Raw genomic sequence first — 15,983 nt, 5'->3', positions numbered from 1 at the left:
CTGCCAGCGGGCGTTACTTCCTTGCCGTCACGAGGAAGCCCTGCACGGGCTCGTTGCCGTCGTAGCGCAGAACCAGGTCCTCGATCTCCACCGTCGTGAAGCCCGCCGCCCGGCACACGGCCTCGGCGTGGCTGCGCCTGTGGGCGTAGCGGCCGCTCGCCTGCAGCACCAGGTCCGGGCCGTCCTCGGGGGCGGTCTCGCACGAGAAGAGGAAGTTGCCGTTCGGCACGATCAGGCGGAAGGCGTCGGGCACGGTGTCCGACAGGTCGCCCGCGTAGATGAGCACGTCCAGCGCCGCCACCACGTCGTAGATGGAAGAGGGGGTGTCGCGCAGCGCGTCCAGCAGGTTGACGGTGTGGAAGCGGTCGTACACGTTGTGCCGGGCCGCCTGCTCGATCATCTTGAGGGAGATGTCCACGCCGATGAGGAAGCCGTCGAGGCGGCCCAGGCACACGCCCAGCAGCCCCGTGCCGCAGCCCAGATCCAGCACGTTGAGGCGCTTGTCGGGGTAGCGTTCGAGGATCTTCCCGGCCGCGATCTTCGGCAGCTTGTACTTCAGGCCCGCGACCATGTGCTGGTCGTAGAGGCCCGCGAGTTCGTCGAACAGCGCGCGGTGCAGTTCCGGCGGCTGGTGCTGCGGCGTCACGCCGTGCGCGATGGCGGTGTAGTAGGCCACCACCGAGTCGCCGGGAGCGAGTTCCATCAGCGCCGTGGTGTCGGCCACCGCCTGCGCCGGCGTGCCGGCCGCGATGCAGGCCTTCACGCGGCCCAGGCGGGCCTCGGCGTCCTGCGGGTTCTCGTCGATGAGCGCGCCCCAGATTTCCAGCGCCTCTGCATGGTGGCCCTGGTCGCCGAGGTCGCGTGCCAGCAGGCGGCGCAGCTGCACGTCTCCGGGCACCATCTCCAGGCCACGGCGCAGGTGGCGCACGGCCATGTCCAGGTGGCCCGCGCGGTGGGCGATGTCCACCACGCCGGCAAGCACCACCAGGTTGCGCGGCTCGCGCGCGGCGACTTTCTCGGCCAGCTCCACCGCTTCGCGCATCTGGTTCTGGCGCGCGTGCAGCAGGGCCAGTTCCAGCTGGCCCGGACCCCAGTCGGGCGCCAGCGTCACGGCGCGGCGCAGCCCGTCGAAGGCCTTCGGGATGTTGCCCGCCTTCTCGGCCATGAGGCCCGCCAGCATGAACACGCGCGGGTCGTTGGGCTGGGTGCGCTGGGCCTGGTTCAGCGTGAGGGCCGCCTGCTGCAGGTCGCCGCGCGCGATCTGCTCGCGCGCCGTTTCGAGGTGTTGGCGGTTCGGGTCGGTGGAGGTGGCAGTGGCGCTCATGTCTCGTGCTGAAAATAGAGAGCCGGGCGCTCGGCCCGGCTGCAGGGAATCACGGGATTATCCCGGATTCGCCTTCCACGGCGCGTCCCGCGGGTTTCAGCGGCCCGTGGACAGCTCCTCTCCGGCCGCGCGCACCAGCTCGCCGCCATCGCCGGAAAGTTCCCAGAACATCATGCCGCGCAGGCCCGTGGCCCGCACGATGCGTGCCTTCTCGCGCACGACCTGTTCGTCGTCGAAGGTCCAGAACGTGCTGCCGTCGAAGAGCCAGGCCGCGCGCGACCACGCGTCCCGGTGGCGCGTGAAACCGGGCTTGGCGCGCACGGTCTTGAAATCGTCCACGCCGGCCTCGTAGGTGCCCTGCGCGGGGCCCGCGGCCGGCTGATAGAGGCCGTTGCCGGCCGGGTTCACGCCGCTCCAGCCCTGCGAGTACAGCGGTGCGCCGACCACGAGCTTGCTGCGCGGCACGCCCGCCTGCAGGTACCGGCCGACGGCTTCCACCACCGAGAGATCCTTTGCCCGGTCGGGATCGCGCGGGCTGGGGGCGAGCGCGGCCTGGTGGTTGGTGCGGCGCTCCGAGGAAACGTGGAGGTCGTAGGCCATCAGGTTGATGAAATCCACCGTCTTCGCCACGGCCGCGAGTTCGATCTTCGCGCTGTTCTGCGGTCCCGCGGGTGCTGCGATGGTCAGGCGCAGCGCCGGGTCGATCGCGTCGAGCTGCCGGCGGAACTCCTGCAGGAGCAGCGTGAAGTTCGCCGTATCCTCCGGCCGCACGATGTTGCCCGGTGCGGCCTCGGCGGCGACGTGCTCCCAGTCGATGTCGATGCCGTCGAACACGCCCGCTGCCGGGCCGTCCCCTTCGGTTTCCCCGCCGGTGCGGCCACGGATGAAGAGATCGACGCACGACTTCACGAACGCGCTGCGCGACGCGGGCGTGAGGGCCGCGTCGGAGAACCACTTCGACCCGTTCCATCCCCCCAGCGAGACCAGCAGCTTCAGCCCGGGCTGCAGGCGCTTGAGCGCGCGCAGCTGCTGGAAGTTGCCGCGCAGCGGCTGGCTGCCGTCCACCGCCGTGCCGTCCACGCTTTCCTCGGCCGTCCAGGGCCGCTCCACGTCGGCCCACGCATCGCCGAGCCGGCAGCCCACCGGGCCGCTCCCATCCGCGCTGGCGGGCGCCACGCCGCCGAACGCATAGTTCAGGGTGGTGATGCGGGGCAGGGCGCCCTGGGTGGCCAGGCTCTTCGCGGTGTAGCCGCGGGCATAGATGCCCCAGGAGGTGAAGTAGCCCACCACTTCGCGTGCGGGCGTCGCGGCGTTGGCCGAAAGGGCTGGGGCCGGCCGGGAGGAGGCGTCCGGTGCCGCCGTGCCGCTCCAGGCAGGGGCGGCCAGGATGGCCAGGCAGGCGATGCCCAGGGTGCGGGTCCAGGGTGTCCTCATATGCGGTGTTCCTCGGTGTGCAGGGCACCGCACTCTCGGCCCGGGGAGGCGTCGCGTCAATGCAGCGCCATGCATGCAATGCTGAGGGTGTCGCTTTGGGATGCCGCCGTGCCCGGCACGGCGGGGTATCGCACCGCGTGGCATGCGCAGCCCGGCCCGCGCCGTGGCTGCAGTTCCCGTCAGGAGGCCGGCGTGTTCAGCTCTTCGGTGCTGCAGGGCCGGAAACCGCCTGCTTCAGTCCGCCGGACGCAGAAGCCGCCGCCATAGATCTGGCGCGGGGATTTGTAGAAAACGATGTGCCCGCCGGCATCCACTTCGAACTGGTAGTTGCTGTAGGTGCCCGTTTCTCCGGAGCCGTCGCACACGTAAGTTCCGGAAGGGCTGACGAGGCTGCGGCCGGCGAACCGGTAGCTGCCGGTGTAGGTGCAGCCCTGGGTGCCGTCCCCGCCGTTCTGGACCATCTGGAACTGCCCGTCGCGGGCCTGGAACTTGAGCTGCAGGGACGGTGCGCCCCCCAATGTAGAGCCCTCGGCGTACCGTATGCGGTAGGTCTGGTTGAACCGCGCCGTGAGATCCTCGTACTGGAGCCGCACGATGCGCCGGGGCGTGTCGCCGGGCAGGGTGACGGTGCCGGTGGTGGTCGAGTCGAAGGTGATGCGCATAGCGCCCAGGTCGGCGGCCTGCTCGCCGCTGCGGGTACCGCCGCCCAGCACGGGCCCGTTGCGGTATTCCTGCAGGTTGCCGGTGAAGGCCGTGTCGCCCTCGGCCCGGACGCCCCCGGCCTGCAGGAAGAGCGAGGAACCGTCGGGCCGATAACCCACGTAGGTCACCACCATGGCCCGCCCCTGCTGCGTGTCGATCTGCAGGCTGCGCCCGGGCCGGCCGTTCACCTCGCCCTCGAAGCCCCAGATGCCGGGTTCCGGCTGCGGCTGCGGCTGGTTCCATGACGTGGCGCACAGCCCGGGCCAGTCCATGAAACGGGCGCCCCCCATGCAGTAGCCGAACAGGTCGGTGGATGCGCCGTCGCGCCACAAGGTCCCCCGGAATATGCCATCGGCCTGCATCATGAAATGCTCTGCGCGGTAAGCGCCTGTCTCCTGCGCCCCGTCGCGGGACGTGCACAGGTACGTTCCTTCGGAAGACACGCCCGAGCCCGCGGGCTGGACGTTACCGGTGTAGGTGCAGGAGTCGAGTCGCTCCGCGCTGGTGGTGGTCTTCATGGAGAACTGGCCGTCCTGCAGTTTCACGTCGATCCAATGCGGTGTTCTCCGGCTCTGCGTCAATGCGGAGAACGTGTCGCCGGCGATGGAGTCGCGCGTGAGCCGAACAGTAGGATCTTCGTACTGGTAGCGTGAAATGCGCCGCGGCACGTCGCCCGGCAGCGTGACGGTGCCCGTGGTGGGCGTGTCGAAGACGATCTTCACGGGGCCCGCGGTGGCTGCGGTCTCGCCCTGGCCGGCGCCGCCGCCGATCACTGGGCCGTTGCGGAACTCGCTCAGCGTGCCGTCGAAGGTGGAAGAGGTATTGGGCCGGGTGCCCGCGGCCTGCAGGAAGAACGACGAGCCGTCGGCGCGGTACCCCAGGTAGGACACGGCCATGGTGCGGCCGGCCTGGGTGTCGATGTGCAGGCTGCGGCCCGGCCGGCCATCCAGTTCGCCGTCGAAGCTCCACATGCCGGGCTCGGGTTCGGCCGTCTGGGCCCAGGCGGGTGCGGCGCAGGCGGCGATGACGCCACCCAGCAGCAGGGCGGATGCGGATGGGCGGCGGGATGGTGATGGCGTGTGATGCATGGGACTCCCTCGGGGCAAGTGACGTGTCGGATGAACCGCGCACTTGACCACAGAGTGTCCACCTTGCCTACCCCTCCGTCGCGGGGTTCGTGTTACCGCGCGCAGGCGGTCGCGTTGCCGCTCCCGTCAGGCGAACACGCCCGCCGTGTCCTGCATGCGCGCCGACACCTCGCCCAGGTGGTGCAGCGTGTCGCCCCAGGTCATCTCCAGCTGCGTGAGCTTCTTGAAGTAGTGGCTGCCGATGTATTCGTCGGTCACGCCGATGCCGCCGTGCAGCTGCACGGACTGCTGGCCCACGAAGCGCATCGACTGCCCGAGCTGCACCTTGGCGCGCGACAGGGCGCGGCGGCGCTCATCGGCGGGGGCTCCGATCTTCAGGCTGGCGTAATAGCTCATCGAGCGGGCCAGTTCCAGCTGCATCTTCATGTCGGCCACGCGGTGCCGCAGTGCCTGGAAGCTCGCGATCGGCACGCCGAACTGCTTGCGCTGGTTCATGTAGTCCACGGTCAGGGCCACGGTCTGGTCCATCACGCCCACGGCCTCGGCGCACGCAGATGCGATGCCGATGTCCACCGCGAGCTCGAGTGCCGCCAGCCCGTCCTCCGCGACCAGCGTGGCCGGTGCATTGTCGAACTGGACCTCCGCCGCGCGGCTGCCGTCCTGCGTCACGTAGCCGCGCGTGGCCACGCCCTGCGCGCCGCGCTCGACGAGGAAGAGGACCATGCGGCCCTGGTGTTGCGCAGGCACCAGGAACGCATCGGCCTGGTCGCCCGCGGGCACGAGGCTCTTGGCACCGGTCACCGTGGCGCTGTCGCCCGAACCGGTGGCCTGGGCCTCGCACACGTCCAGCCGGTAGCGTGCCTTGCGCTCCTGGTGCGCCAGCACCACCAGTGCCTCGCCACTCGCGATGCGCGGCAGCCACGCGGCCTGCACCGCCTCGGGCGCGCACTGCGCCAGCACCCCGCTGGCCACGAACGTCTGCGCCAGCGGCTCCAGCACGATGCCGCGCCCCAGTTCCTCCATCGCCACCATCGCATCCACCGCACCCTGGCCCAGCCCGTCGTGCGCCTCCGGCACCGTCAGCGCCGTCAGGCCCAGTTCCGCCAGCTCGCCATACGACGCACGATCGAACCCACCTGCCGCCACGATGGAGCGGCGCCGCTCGAACGCATAGCCCTTGTCCACCCAGCGCCGCACCGCATCGCGCAACGATTGCTGGTCTTCAGAAAAATCGAAATCCATGGTTGTCTCCAAAAGCCGATATCAGCCCAGCACCGTCTGAGCGACGATGTTGCGTTGGACTTCGTTGCTCCCCCCGTAGATGGTCGTCTTGCGCAGGTTGAAGTACGTCGATGCCAGCGGCGCATTCGCCACCGTGCCGCCCGGGAAGCCCCCCAGCGCGCCCATCGCCGCATCGCCCTGCCAGCCCGCTTCCATGGCCTCTTCGATGAAGGGCAGGGCGTAAGGGCCGGCGGCCAGCATCATCAGTTCGGCATAGCGCTGCTGGATTTCGCTGCCCTTGATCTTGAGCAGGCCTGCGATGTCCAGCGAGTTCTTGCCCGACTTCTCGGCAGACAGCACGCGCAGCACCAGCATCTCCAGCGCCACGATGTCCACCTCCAGCAGCGCGATCTGGTCGCGGAAGCGCAGGTCGTCCCACACGCCCTCGGTCTTCGCGATGCGCTTGAGGCGTTCCAGCTCGCGCTTGCTGCGGTTCACGTCGGCGATGTTGGTGCGTTCGTGGCTGAGCAGGTGCTTGGCGTAGGTCCAGCCCTTGTTCTCTTCGCCGATCAGGTTCTCGGCGGGCACCTCGACGTTGTCGAAGAACACCTCGTTGACCTCGCACTCGCCGTCCAGCAGCTTGATCGGCCGCACCGTGACGCCAGGCGACTTCATGTCCAGCAGCAGGAAGCTGATGCCGGTCTGCGGCTTGCCTTCCGTGCTGGTGCGCACGAGGTTGAACATCCAGTCGCCGTACTGGCCCAGCGTGGTCCAGGTCTTCTGGCCGTTGACGATGTACTTGTCGCCGCGGCGCTCGGCGCGCGTCTTGAGGCTGGCCAGGTCCGAGCCCGAGCCCGGCTCGCTGTAGCCCTGGCTCCACCACACCTCGCCGCTCGCGATGCCGGGCAGGAAACGCTGCTGCTGCTCGGGCGAGCCGAAGGCCATGATGACCGGCGCCACCATCACCGGGCCGAACGGCACGATGCGCGGTGCACCGGCCAGTGCGCACTCTTCCTCGAACAGGTGCTTCTGCACGGCCGTCCAGCCGGGGCCGCCGAACTGCTTCGGCCAGCCGAAACCCAGCCAGCCCTTCTTGCCGAGGATCTTCGCCCAGCCCTGCAGGTCGTCGCGCGTCAGGCGCAGCGCGTTGTGCACCTTGTGCGCGGTCTCGGCCGGCAGGTGCTCGCGGACCCACGCGCGAATCTCTTCGCGGAAGGCCTGTTCTTCGGGGGTGAAAGCAAGGTCCATGCGTTGTCTCCGTGTAGGCGCCGGCGTGGCCGGCGCGATATCGCAATTTGTAGCACGGTCGTGCTTTTTATGGCTGTCCGGGGAGCGACACCCCGAGCTGTTCGCACAGGGCCGTGAGCGATCCGCGCAGCGCCGCCACCTCGGCCTCCAGGGCCGCGACACGCTCGGCCAGCGCCGGATCGGCCGTCCGGGCGGAAGATGCAGGGGCTGCAGCCTGGGCCGCCTGCGCGGCCATGTCGGCGGCGCTCAAAGGGCCGCAGAGCAGGTGCGTCCAGCGCGACTCGCGGGCGCCCGGTGCGCGCGGCAGCAGTGCCACCAGCGGACCGCCTTTTTCCTCGCTGCGCGACTGCAGCTCGTCCAGGAACGCCTCGACCGATGAGATGTCCGCGAAGCGGTGCCAGCGCTCGGCGTTGATGCGCAATTCGCCCGCCGTCTGCGGGCCCCGCAGCATCAGCAGGCCGAGCAGGGCCGCGGACTGGTCGGGAACGCCCGCTGCGCGCGTGAAGTTGTGTTCCCAGCGGGTGGTGCGCTGGCCGCCGATCTCCACCACCATCGCGCGGCGGCGCAGGCTGTCCAGCGCTTCCTGCACTTCGGCGTCGGACAGCGTGGTCACCGGGTCGCGGCTCGATTTCTGGTTGCAGCCGGTCACCACGGCGTTCAGGGTGAGCGGATAGCTGTCGGGCACCGTGCGGGCCTTTTCCATCAGGGTGCCGAGCACGCGGGCTTCGGCGGCGGTCAGGGGCTGGAGGCGGGGATCGAAGGGCATGGAAAGAAGGCGGGTGGCACCGCGGCAAGCGTGGAGGAGGAACGGACGCGGCGATAATCCGCGCCCCATGAAGAACATCGTGATTTTGATCTCGGGCGGGGGCTCCAACATGGCGGCCATCGTGCGGACGGCCCGGATGCAGGACTGGGCAGGCCGCCACGGCGTGCGGGTGGCAGCCGTGCTGAGCAACAAGGCCGATGCGCCCGGCCTCGCCTGGGCGCGGGAGCAGGGCATCGCCACGGACGCCGTGGACCACCGGGCCCACGCTTCGCGCGAGGCCTTCGATGCAACGCTCGCGCAGCGGATCGACGCGCACGATCCCGCGCTGGTGGTGCTGGCCGGCTTCATGCGCATCCTCACGCCAGGTTTCGTGGCGCATTACGCAGGGCGGCTGGTCAACATCCATCCTTCGCTGCTGCCGGCCTTTCCCGGCCTGCACACCCACCAGCGCGCCATCGACGCGGGCTGCAAGGTGGCCGGGGCGTCCGTGCACCTCGTCACCCCCGAACTGGACGCAGGGCCGATCCTGGCCCAGGGCGTGGTGCCGGTGCTGCCGGGAGATACGGCCGAGCGCCTGGCCGAGCGTGTGCTGGCGCAGGAGCACGCGATCTACGCGCCGGCCGTGCTGCAGTTGCTGCTGGATCGCCGGTAAGGGCGCCAGCGCCGCGTCAGAGCGTCGAGACGATCTTCCCGGGGCTGCTGCCTTCCAGCAGGTCCGTGGCGAGCTGGGCCTGGCAGGAGTCCGCCGGGTGAACCACCACGGCCCAGTGCCCTGCCCGCAGGGCGGAGCGCACCTGGCTGATGAGCCGCGCATGGTCCGGGCGCAACGGTGCCAGACGGCCCAACAGCAGGCCGAGGACGATGGCGAAACCCACGGTCCCGATGAAGGCCGGCAGCGGGTTCCCCGCCACCATCGGGTGGCCCGAGCGCAGCAGCCATTCATAAAACAGCAGCCCCGCCACCGCGCCGGCCAGGCCGGCCGGAAGATGGGAGCGTAGCAGCGTCCGGAAAATGCCGGACTGCTCGGGCTCCGGCTTGCGACCGAACAGATCGCGTCGCGAAGCCCGCGCATCCTGCGGCCCCAGCAGCCGGACCTGGCCCGGCCGCATGTCCGGCAGCCGCAGCAGCCGGCCGACCAGGGCCTCGGCGGGGGGCTTGTCGCCGAAGATCCCGGCCACCTTGGCCAGCGATCTCTCGCCGAACATGCCTTGCAGAAGATGGTCCATGGTGAAGTTCCTCGTGTCCAGGCGCCGTGCGGCGCACCATGGGGGCAACCTTATGCAGGCGACGGCGATGGGGCTGTAGGACGGGTGCGGCGGCCCTCGACAGGACTGCGCCGCGGCCGCACGCAGGCAGCTTTCCGGCGGGATCGCAGGGGGCCGGCCTCCGCAGCTCGTCCAGTGACGGGCTTCGCAGCACTGCGGAGGGACGGCGATCGCATGTGCTCCGCTGGCGTCAGGCGGTGGCGTTCACGGCGCTGGATCGGCCGCTGCCAGCCCAGCCCGCTGCGGCGGCCTCGTACCGCTGCCGTGCCATGTCCGCCAGCCGCGCGAGGTCCAGCCGCCGGCCGTCTCCGGTCGCTGCATCCGACGCCGTGCCGGAACTGCCGCTGGTGTTCGCGGGGGAGGACGCTGCGGCATATTGGCTGGCAAGTTGCGTGATGAAGCTCTGCGCCTCGCTGCTGCTCAGCGTCTTGTCGCCATCGGTATCGATGGCATTGAACAGCGCAGTGACCGCATCCTTGCCGCTGGCCGCGCCTGCTGCGCGTTCTGCCGCGGAGACCGTGCCGTCCTCGTTGGTGTCCAGCGGGTCGTAGGTGGTGCTGTCCGAAGTGGCCGAGGTGGACCCCGCACCTGCCGGGCCACCAGGCCCGCCCGGCCCGCCGGCGCCCCCGGGCGGTGGCGGCATGCCGCCCGCAACCCGCGGACCACCCTGGTCCGACGGCCGGCCGGCATCGAATTCCGCCTCGGACAGCTGGCCATCGCCGTCGCTATCGAGCTTCTTGAACAGCTCGGTGCTTTCCGCGTCCGTGGCGGAAGTGCTGCCGTCCGACGCACCGGACATTTTCGCCACCAGCGACTGCAGTTCGGCCTGGCTGACGCTGCCGTCGCCGTCCGCATCCACCTTGCCGAACAGGTCGTCGCCCGCCTGGCCCGCACCCGCGCCGCGCGCCTGCGCGAAGTCCATGGTGGAGCGCTGCGGCATCAGGCTCTCCAGGGTCTTTCCCAGTTCCTGTGCATTCAGATTGCCATCGCCATCGCTGTCATAGCGTGACACGAGGTCGCTGGCGTCCGCCGCCGTCCCGTCGGCCCCGCCTTTCTTCGCCACCTTGTCGAGCAATCCCTGCAATTCCGTGCCGCTCACGCTGCCGTTGCCGTCGCTGTCGAGCTTCGACAGGATATCCTCGGGCGACGGTCCCCTGCGCTGCTGGGTCCGCTGCATGGCTGCCGCGGAGGACCACGCGCTGCCGCCGACACTGCTGATGGTCGTCATCGTCGTTCCTTCCTTTCTTCCTGGGTGGATGGAGGCTCCGGCAGCCCGGGCGCCTCCTCAGGGGAGGTCGCGTGGGCCGCGGTGCCGGGCGCTTCTCAGGCCTGCCCAGGATTCTTGGCGTCGTCGGTAACGGCGTTTTGTCCCGTTTGTACCGGCATTGGTACATGGGACGGGCGCAAGGCCCGAACAGCGGGGTGAAGCCCGGCCTGTTCGCGGCCTGGAGGCGGGCGCGCGCTGCATACACTCTGCGGACATCCGGCGGCTTTCCCTCCACGCTTTCCGTCCCCGCGCCATGCAACACATCCTCGTGGTCGACGACGACGACGACATCACCGCGCTGCTGACCCAGTACCTCGGCCGTTTCGGCTACACGGCCCATGCGGCACGCGATGCCGCGGCCATGCGCGCCTGCATGGCCGCGCAGCCCATGGACCTCGTGGTGCTCGACCTGATGCTGCCCGGAACGGACGGGATGACACTCGCGCGCGAACTGAGAGCACGCTCCGGCGTACCCATCATCATGCTCACGGCCCGCGCCGACGCCTACGACCGCGTTCTGGGGCTGGAGTTGGGTGCGGACGACTACATGACCAAGCCGTTCGAGCCCCGCGAACTCGTGGCGCGCATTCACAGCGTGCTGCGCCGCGCCGCGCCCGCCTTCCGGGAATCCGGGAGCGTGCCGCCGGCGGCCGACGTGGTGCGCTTCGACGGCTGGTCGCTGCACAGCGTGGAGCGGCACCTGGTGTCGCCCGCAGGCCTGACCGTGCCGCTGTCCAATGCCGAGTACCGCCTGCTCTGCACCTTCCTGCGCATGCCGCGGCGCGTATGCAGCCGCGACCAATTGATGGAGCACGCCCGGGGACGTGCCATGGAGTCCTTCGAGCGCAGCATCGACCTGCTCGTCTCCCGGCTGAGGAGCAAGCTGTCCGACGATCCGCGCGCGCCGGCGCTGATCAAGACCGTGCGCGGCTCCGGCTATCTGTTCGACATCCAGACCGTGCAGGGCCTGGCGGCCCGGGCCTGACATGGCCGCCGCCGTGCCGGAAGCGCCCGCGAAAGCGGCACCCATTCCGCCGTCCCCGCGGCCCCCCGGCTGGCGCACGACCGCCGCCCGCTGCCTGCCCGACACCCTGTTTGGCCGGCTGGCGCTGTTGCTTTTCGTGGCGGTGCTCGCCAGCCACGTGCTGGCGTTGACGCTGATGTTCGAGTTGCGGCCCGGACCGGGGCCAGGCCCCCGCCACGGGCCGCCTCCAGCCGATGGGCCAAGCGGTGCGCGGCAGGGGGCTCCCGGAACCACGGTCGGCGGGCAGGGCGGCGTGGAGCCACCGCTTCCGCACCATGCCCCGCATCCTCCGGATTGGTGGCATCCGGGCCTGCTGCTGGATATCGGCATCCGCCTGGCGGCACTGATGCTCGCGGCCTGGTGGGGGGCGCGCTGGCTGGCGCGTCCGCTGCACCGGCTCGCCACGGCGGCGCGGCAGCTCGGGACGGATATCCATCGCCCGCCGCTGCCCGAGGATGGCACGGCCGAATGCCGGGAGGCCAGCCGGGTGTTCAACCTGATGCAGGCGCGCATCCGCCGCCAGCTGGATGAGCGCGACCGTTTCGTCGCGGCCGTCTCGCACGACCTGCGCACGCCCCTGACGCGCCTGCGCCTGCGGGCCGAGTCGCTCGAGCAGGACGCCGAGCGCACCGCCTTCGTTCGCGACATCGCCGAGATGGACGCCATGATCGCGGCCACGCTCGACCACCTGCGGGGCGTGGCGGGCGCGGAGCCGCTGGCGCTGCTGGACGTGCAGGCCCTCGTCGAGAGCCTCGTGGACGACGAGCAGGCCTGCGGCCACGAAGTGCGTTGCTCCGGCATCGCCCGCCCGCTGCCCGCGCGCGCCGGCGCGCTCAGGCGTTGCCTGGACAACCTCGTGGGCAACGCGGTGCGTTACGGTGGCAGCGCAGAGATCGCCCTGGAGGACGCGGCCGATGCATTGCGCATCCATGTGCGGGACCATGGACCCGGCCTGCCGCCGGACGAACTGGGCAAGGTGGTCCAGCCCTTCTATCGCGTCGAGACCTCGCGCAACCGCCATTCCGGGGGCGCCGGCCTGGGCCTGTCGATCGCCAGCGACATCGTGCAGCGCCATGGGGGCAGCCTGTTGCTGTCCAATGCCCTTGGCGGAGGACTGCGGGCGACCGTGGTCCTGCCGCGCCCGGACGACCCTGCAGCCCCCGGGCGCGCGCCTGCCTGACGCGCCGCTGCAGGCGGAACCCGCGCGGTTCAGCCCGCCAGGGCCTCCGCGTTCCCGACGCGCTCGAACCGGGGGCGAGGCTGTCCGTCGATCTGCACCGTCTCCGCGAACATGGCCGCGGGCCGCACCCACAGCCCCCGGTCGCCGTAGAGCGCCCGGTACACGGTCATCGGCTCGAGCGTTTCGCTGTGCCGCGCGGTGCCGATCACTTCGTAGAGCATGCCTTTGTAATGCCGGTAGAGGCCGGGAGGAGTGGGCTGCAGCGGAGGCAGTTCGCCGTCGGGTGGGAGGGACTGTGCATCGCCGGATTGTGCGCCGGCCCGCACCCGCCCGGGCATTCCCCGGAGCCCGGGTCAGCGTCGCGCTGCGGAGCTTTCGAGCTGGCCCGCTCCCGCACGGGCGATGACGCGCGCCGCCAGTCCCGCGGTATCTTCCAGCACGTAGCCGTAGAAGTCCGACGGCTTCCATGCGGGAGCAGTCACCAGGGCCGATGACCAGCGCACGGTGGCCGTGAGGTCCACAGGCTGCCCGTTGAGCACCGTGCCGCTGTCGTAGAACGTGGAGGCGCACTCGCTGGCGGAAAACAGCGCCGCGCAATCCTGCATCCGTGCCGCCGAGATCCGGGCGTTTGCCACGTCGGCATGCCGCGCGGGCCGGTCCGGGCTGGCGAGCGCCACCACGTTGTTCTCCGCATGCACCTTGCCGCTCTGGCCCAGCGTGATGCCGGCGAGCCAGGGATAGTCGGCCGAGGTGTCCCGCGTGCTCTCGTAGTAGTTGTTGTAGAGGTGCACCATCCCGTAGCGGACCCGGGCCTGGCGCTGCCGCAGGTTCTGGAAATAGTTGCCGTGGAACGTCACCTTCAGCATGCGCGGATTGCCGCTGTCCGCGCCGGGCACATCGGTGCCGCCGATCAGGAATGCCTTGTCGTGGTCATGGAAATGGTTGTTCGACAGGGTGACGTAGTTGCCGTGCCGGGTGACGTCCACGAGGCCGTCATGGTGCTGCACCTTGAAATCGCTGCCGCTGTAGTCCGTGCCGTGCACCGTCTCGTGCCACACGGAAGGGAAGGCATGGTCGTGGCGGTCGCCGTCGCTGAAGGTGTTGTGGTCGATCCACACGTGGCTGGCATGGGCGACGGAAATGAGGTCGTACTCCGAGTTCCATCGGCCGTCGGAGGAGTCCGTCGGGTCCCATTGGGGGAAGTCGTCGAATGCGTCTTCGAAAGCGATGTTGCGGATCACGATGTTGGCGACCGGCGCATCCGGCATGCCCAGCAGGAGGTTGCCGTGCAGGATCCTCGCGTCCGTGCCGATGCCCAGCAGGGACGTGTTGTCCGGCACGCCGATCGTCACGACGCGCCTTTGCAGTTCCGCCGCGCAGGCCCGCGCGTCTTCCGGCTTGCCGCTCACCGTTCGCGCATTGCCCCAGACGCCCGGGCGGTAGGCCGCGAGGTAGTCCGACCAGAGGCTGGCCTGGGATGCATAGCCGTGCACCGACGATGCACAGGAGCCCGCCACGTAGCGGTCCGGCGTGTAAGGGCGCAGCTGGCCGTCCACGTTCAGGTCGATGGTGCCCTGGATGCGGATGACCTTGGGCGCCTTGTCCGGCGTCCCCTGCACCGAACCGTCCGGTGCGATCACGGCGGTGTTGCCGTAGAGCGCCTGGACGAGTTCGTTGCGGTTCCTCACCGTGTAGGTCCTTTCTGCCGCGGCGCCCTGTCCCCCGGTGGTCGGCGTGCCATGGGAGGCCCAGCCCGTCGCGCCCAGAGAGTCGATGCTGCCTGCGGGCGCCGCCGCAGCCTGCGCGGCCACACTCTCACCGCCGCAGGCGCACACCAGCGCTGCGGCCGCCGTGGCGGCGGCTGCCAGGCGCAGCGCCCGGCGTGTCGGAAGCAGCGGGGTCGCGCGCAGTCGTCGCATGGGTGCATGGTGCATATGCGCCCAATCTAATCCCGGCAGTGCCCGGCGCGCCGGAAAAACGCATGCGGTTTTCTTTTGCAGCGCATTGCATTCCGTAACAGCGGCGCGCCTGGCACGCATGGATGGGACAATCGGCCCATGCACCCGAAAGCCCTTCTGGATGCCTGCGCGGAACTCGTCAGGCTCACCCTTCAATTCGAACACCCCGCCGATGCCGTCGTGTCCCGCTATTTCCGGGACCACCGCTCCCTCGGTCCGCGCGAACGCGCCACCCTCGCCGAAACCGCCTACACCGTCCTGCGCAAGAAGCTGCTGTTCGAGCAGCTGGCGCGCTCCGGCTCGGGCCCGCGCGAGCGGCGCCTCGCCATCCTGGGCTTCCACGGCCCGCGCGACTTCCTCAAGAGCGCGCTCTCCGACACCGAGAAGAACTGGCTCGACCAGTGCGACGCCGTGCCGCCGTCCGACCTGCTGGAGCCGCACCGCCACAACCTGCCCGACTGGCTCGTGCAGCCGCTCCGGCGCCAGGTGGGCGAAGGCTTCTGGGCCCTGGCGGACAGCCTCGCCCAGCCGGCGCCGCTCGACCTGCGCGTCAACGACCTGAACGCCAGGCGCGCCGACGTGCAGAAGGAACTGGCCAAGGCCGGCATTCCTGCAGTGCCCACGCCGTACTCCCCCTGGGGCCTGCGCGTGGACGGCAAGCCGGCGCTCACCAAGGTCGATGCGTTCGCGCGCGGCGCAGTCGAGGTGCAGGACGAAGGCTCGCAGCTCCTCGCCCTGCTGCTGCAGCCCCGCCGCGGCGAAATGGTGGTGGACTTCTGCGCCGGCGCCGGCGGCAAGACGCTCGCCATCGGTGCGGCCATGCGCAGCACCGGGCGGCTCTACGCCTTCGACGTCTCCGCCCACCGGCTCGACGCGCTCAAGCCGCGGCTGGCCCGCAGCGGCCTCTCCAACGTGCATCCTGCCGCCATCGCGCACGAGCGCGACGAGCGCATCAAGCGCCTGGCCGGCAAGATCGACCGCGTGCTGGTGGACGCACCGTGCTCCGGCCTGGGCACCCTGCGCCGCAACCCGGACCTGAAATGGCGGCAGTCCCCCCACGCCATCCAGGAACTGGTGGCCAAGCAGACCGCCATCCTGCAGAGCGCCTCGCGCCTGCTCAAGCCGGGCGGACGCCTGGTGTACGCCACCTGCAGCATCCTCCCCGAGGAAAACGAGGGTATCGCGGAAGCCTTCAGTGCGGCACATTCCGACTTCGTGGCGGAAGACGTGGGCGCGCTGCTCGAGCAACTCAAGGTCGAGGGCGCCGCCGGACTGTGCAGCGGGGGCGCCAGCGGCACTGGCTATTTGCGCCTGTGGCCCCATCTGCACCACACCGACGGCTTCTTCGCCGCGGTATGGACCCGGAAAGGCTGATTTCCCCCGGCCGGTCCGCCGATGAAAACACCGCGCATGGCGCGGTCTTGTGCAACTTCCCGGGCATATCGGCTTCTAAAATCAATGAAGTGCCCTTCATCGGGCAATTTTCCGTCCGCTTTTCTCAAAGGC

14 protein-coding genes are annotated in these 15,983 nt (G+C 70.0%); 4 read left to right on the top strand and 10 right to left on the bottom strand.

Features of this window, described 5'->3' with window-relative positions:
• Window positions 1-13: 13 nt before the first annotated feature.
• The 6 genes from ACGHC0_RS17320 to ACGHC0_RS17295 form a co-directional block, all read right to left on the bottom strand.
• Window positions 14-1,324, bottom strand: coding sequence for a tetratricopeptide repeat protein (locus ACGHC0_RS17320; protein ID WP_415266276.1), 1,311 nt, complete (start codon window positions 1,322-1,324; stop codon window positions 14-16).
• Window positions 1,325-1,420: 96 nt separating this feature from the next.
• The gene (locus tag ACGHC0_RS17315) at window positions 1,421-2,758 is read right to left on the bottom strand and encodes a glycoside hydrolase family 18 protein (RefSeq protein ID WP_415266275.1); all 1,338 of its coding nucleotides are present in this window, start codon (window positions 2,756-2,758) and stop codon (window positions 1,421-1,423) included.
• A gap of 179 nt (window positions 2,759-2,937) precedes the next feature.
• Window positions 2,938-4,548 (bottom strand): hypothetical protein, encoded by a 1,611-nt coding sequence (locus ACGHC0_RS17310; RefSeq protein WP_415266274.1) that lies wholly within the window; start codon window positions 4,546-4,548, stop codon window positions 2,938-2,940.
• 126 nt (window positions 4,549-4,674) lie between these two features.
• On the bottom strand, window positions 4,675-5,790 hold the full coding sequence (locus ACGHC0_RS17305; protein ID WP_415266273.1) for an acyl-CoA dehydrogenase family protein: 1,116 nt from the start codon (window positions 5,788-5,790) through the stop codon (window positions 4,675-4,677).
• Between the two features lie 21 nt (window positions 5,791-5,811).
• The gene (locus ACGHC0_RS17300) at window positions 5,812-7,017 is read right to left on the bottom strand and encodes an acyl-CoA dehydrogenase family protein (RefSeq protein ID WP_288538790.1); all 1,206 of its coding nucleotides are present in this window, start codon (window positions 7,015-7,017) and stop codon (window positions 5,812-5,814) included.
• A 67-nt stretch (window positions 7,018-7,084) separates the two neighbouring features.
• Complete coding sequence (locus ACGHC0_RS17295) at window positions 7,085-7,783, bottom strand: YceH family protein (RefSeq protein WP_368352143.1); 699 nt, start codon at window positions 7,781-7,783, stop codon at window positions 7,085-7,087.
• Window positions 7,784-7,850: 67 nt separating this feature from the next.
• Here ACGHC0_RS17295 and purN point away from each other — a divergent pair, with 67 nt between their 5' ends.
• Window positions 7,851-8,435, top strand: coding sequence for a phosphoribosylglycinamide formyltransferase (gene purN / locus ACGHC0_RS17290; protein ID WP_415266272.1), 585 nt, complete (start codon window positions 7,851-7,853; stop codon window positions 8,433-8,435).
• Between the two features lie 16 nt (window positions 8,436-8,451).
• Here the strand turns inward: purN and ACGHC0_RS17285 are convergent, their stop codons facing one another.
• Complete coding sequence (locus tag ACGHC0_RS17285) at window positions 8,452-9,009, bottom strand: hypothetical protein (protein ID WP_368352141.1); 558 nt, start codon at window positions 9,007-9,009, stop codon at window positions 8,452-8,454.
• A 229-nt stretch (window positions 9,010-9,238) separates the two neighbouring features.
• Window positions 9,239-10,276 (bottom strand): XopAW family type III secretion system calcium-binding effector, encoded by a 1,038-nt coding sequence (gene xopAW, locus ACGHC0_RS17280; protein WP_368352140.1) that lies wholly within the window; start codon window positions 10,274-10,276, stop codon window positions 9,239-9,241.
• Window positions 10,277-10,568: 292 nt separating this feature from the next.
• Between xopAW and ACGHC0_RS17275 the strand changes: the two genes are divergently transcribed.
• Both ACGHC0_RS17275 and ACGHC0_RS17270 read left to right on the top strand, forming a co-directional pair.
• On the top strand, window positions 10,569-11,300 hold the full coding sequence (locus ACGHC0_RS17275) for a response regulator (RefSeq protein WP_368352139.1): 732 nt from the start codon (window positions 10,569-10,571) through the stop codon (window positions 11,298-11,300).
• Between the two features lies 1 nt (window position 11,301).
• Window positions 11,302-12,519, top strand: coding sequence for an ATP-binding protein (locus ACGHC0_RS17270; RefSeq protein ID WP_368352138.1), 1,218 nt, complete (start codon window positions 11,302-11,304; stop codon window positions 12,517-12,519).
• A gap of 29 nt (window positions 12,520-12,548) precedes the next feature.
• Here the strand turns inward: ACGHC0_RS17270 and ACGHC0_RS17265 are convergent, their stop codons facing one another.
• Complete coding sequence (locus ACGHC0_RS17265; RefSeq protein WP_415266271.1) at window positions 12,549-12,857, bottom strand: DUF1653 domain-containing protein; 309 nt, start codon at window positions 12,855-12,857, stop codon at window positions 12,549-12,551.
• 15 nt (window positions 12,858-12,872) lie between these two features.
• Entirely contained in the window at window positions 12,873-14,438 is a 1,566-nt protein-coding gene (locus ACGHC0_RS17260; RefSeq protein ID WP_368352136.1) for a pectate lyase family protein, read from the bottom strand.
• 138 nt (window positions 14,439-14,576) lie between these two features.
• Here ACGHC0_RS17260 and ACGHC0_RS17255 point away from each other — a divergent pair, with 138 nt between their 5' ends.
• A complete protein-coding gene (locus ACGHC0_RS17255; protein WP_415266270.1) occupies window positions 14,577-15,851 on the top strand; it encodes an RsmB/NOP family class I SAM-dependent RNA methyltransferase in 1,275 nt (424 codons plus the stop codon).
• Window positions 15,852-15,983: the final 132 nt, after the last annotated feature.

The organism is Acidovorax sacchari (genome assembly GCF_042847045.1).
In the GTDB taxonomy this organism is placed as follows: domain Bacteria; phylum Pseudomonadota; class Gammaproteobacteria; order Burkholderiales; family Burkholderiaceae_C; genus Paracidovorax; species Paracidovorax sacchari.
Note: the sequence above shows the minus strand (reverse complement) of the source record. Positions and strands in the feature narration are given on the sequence as shown.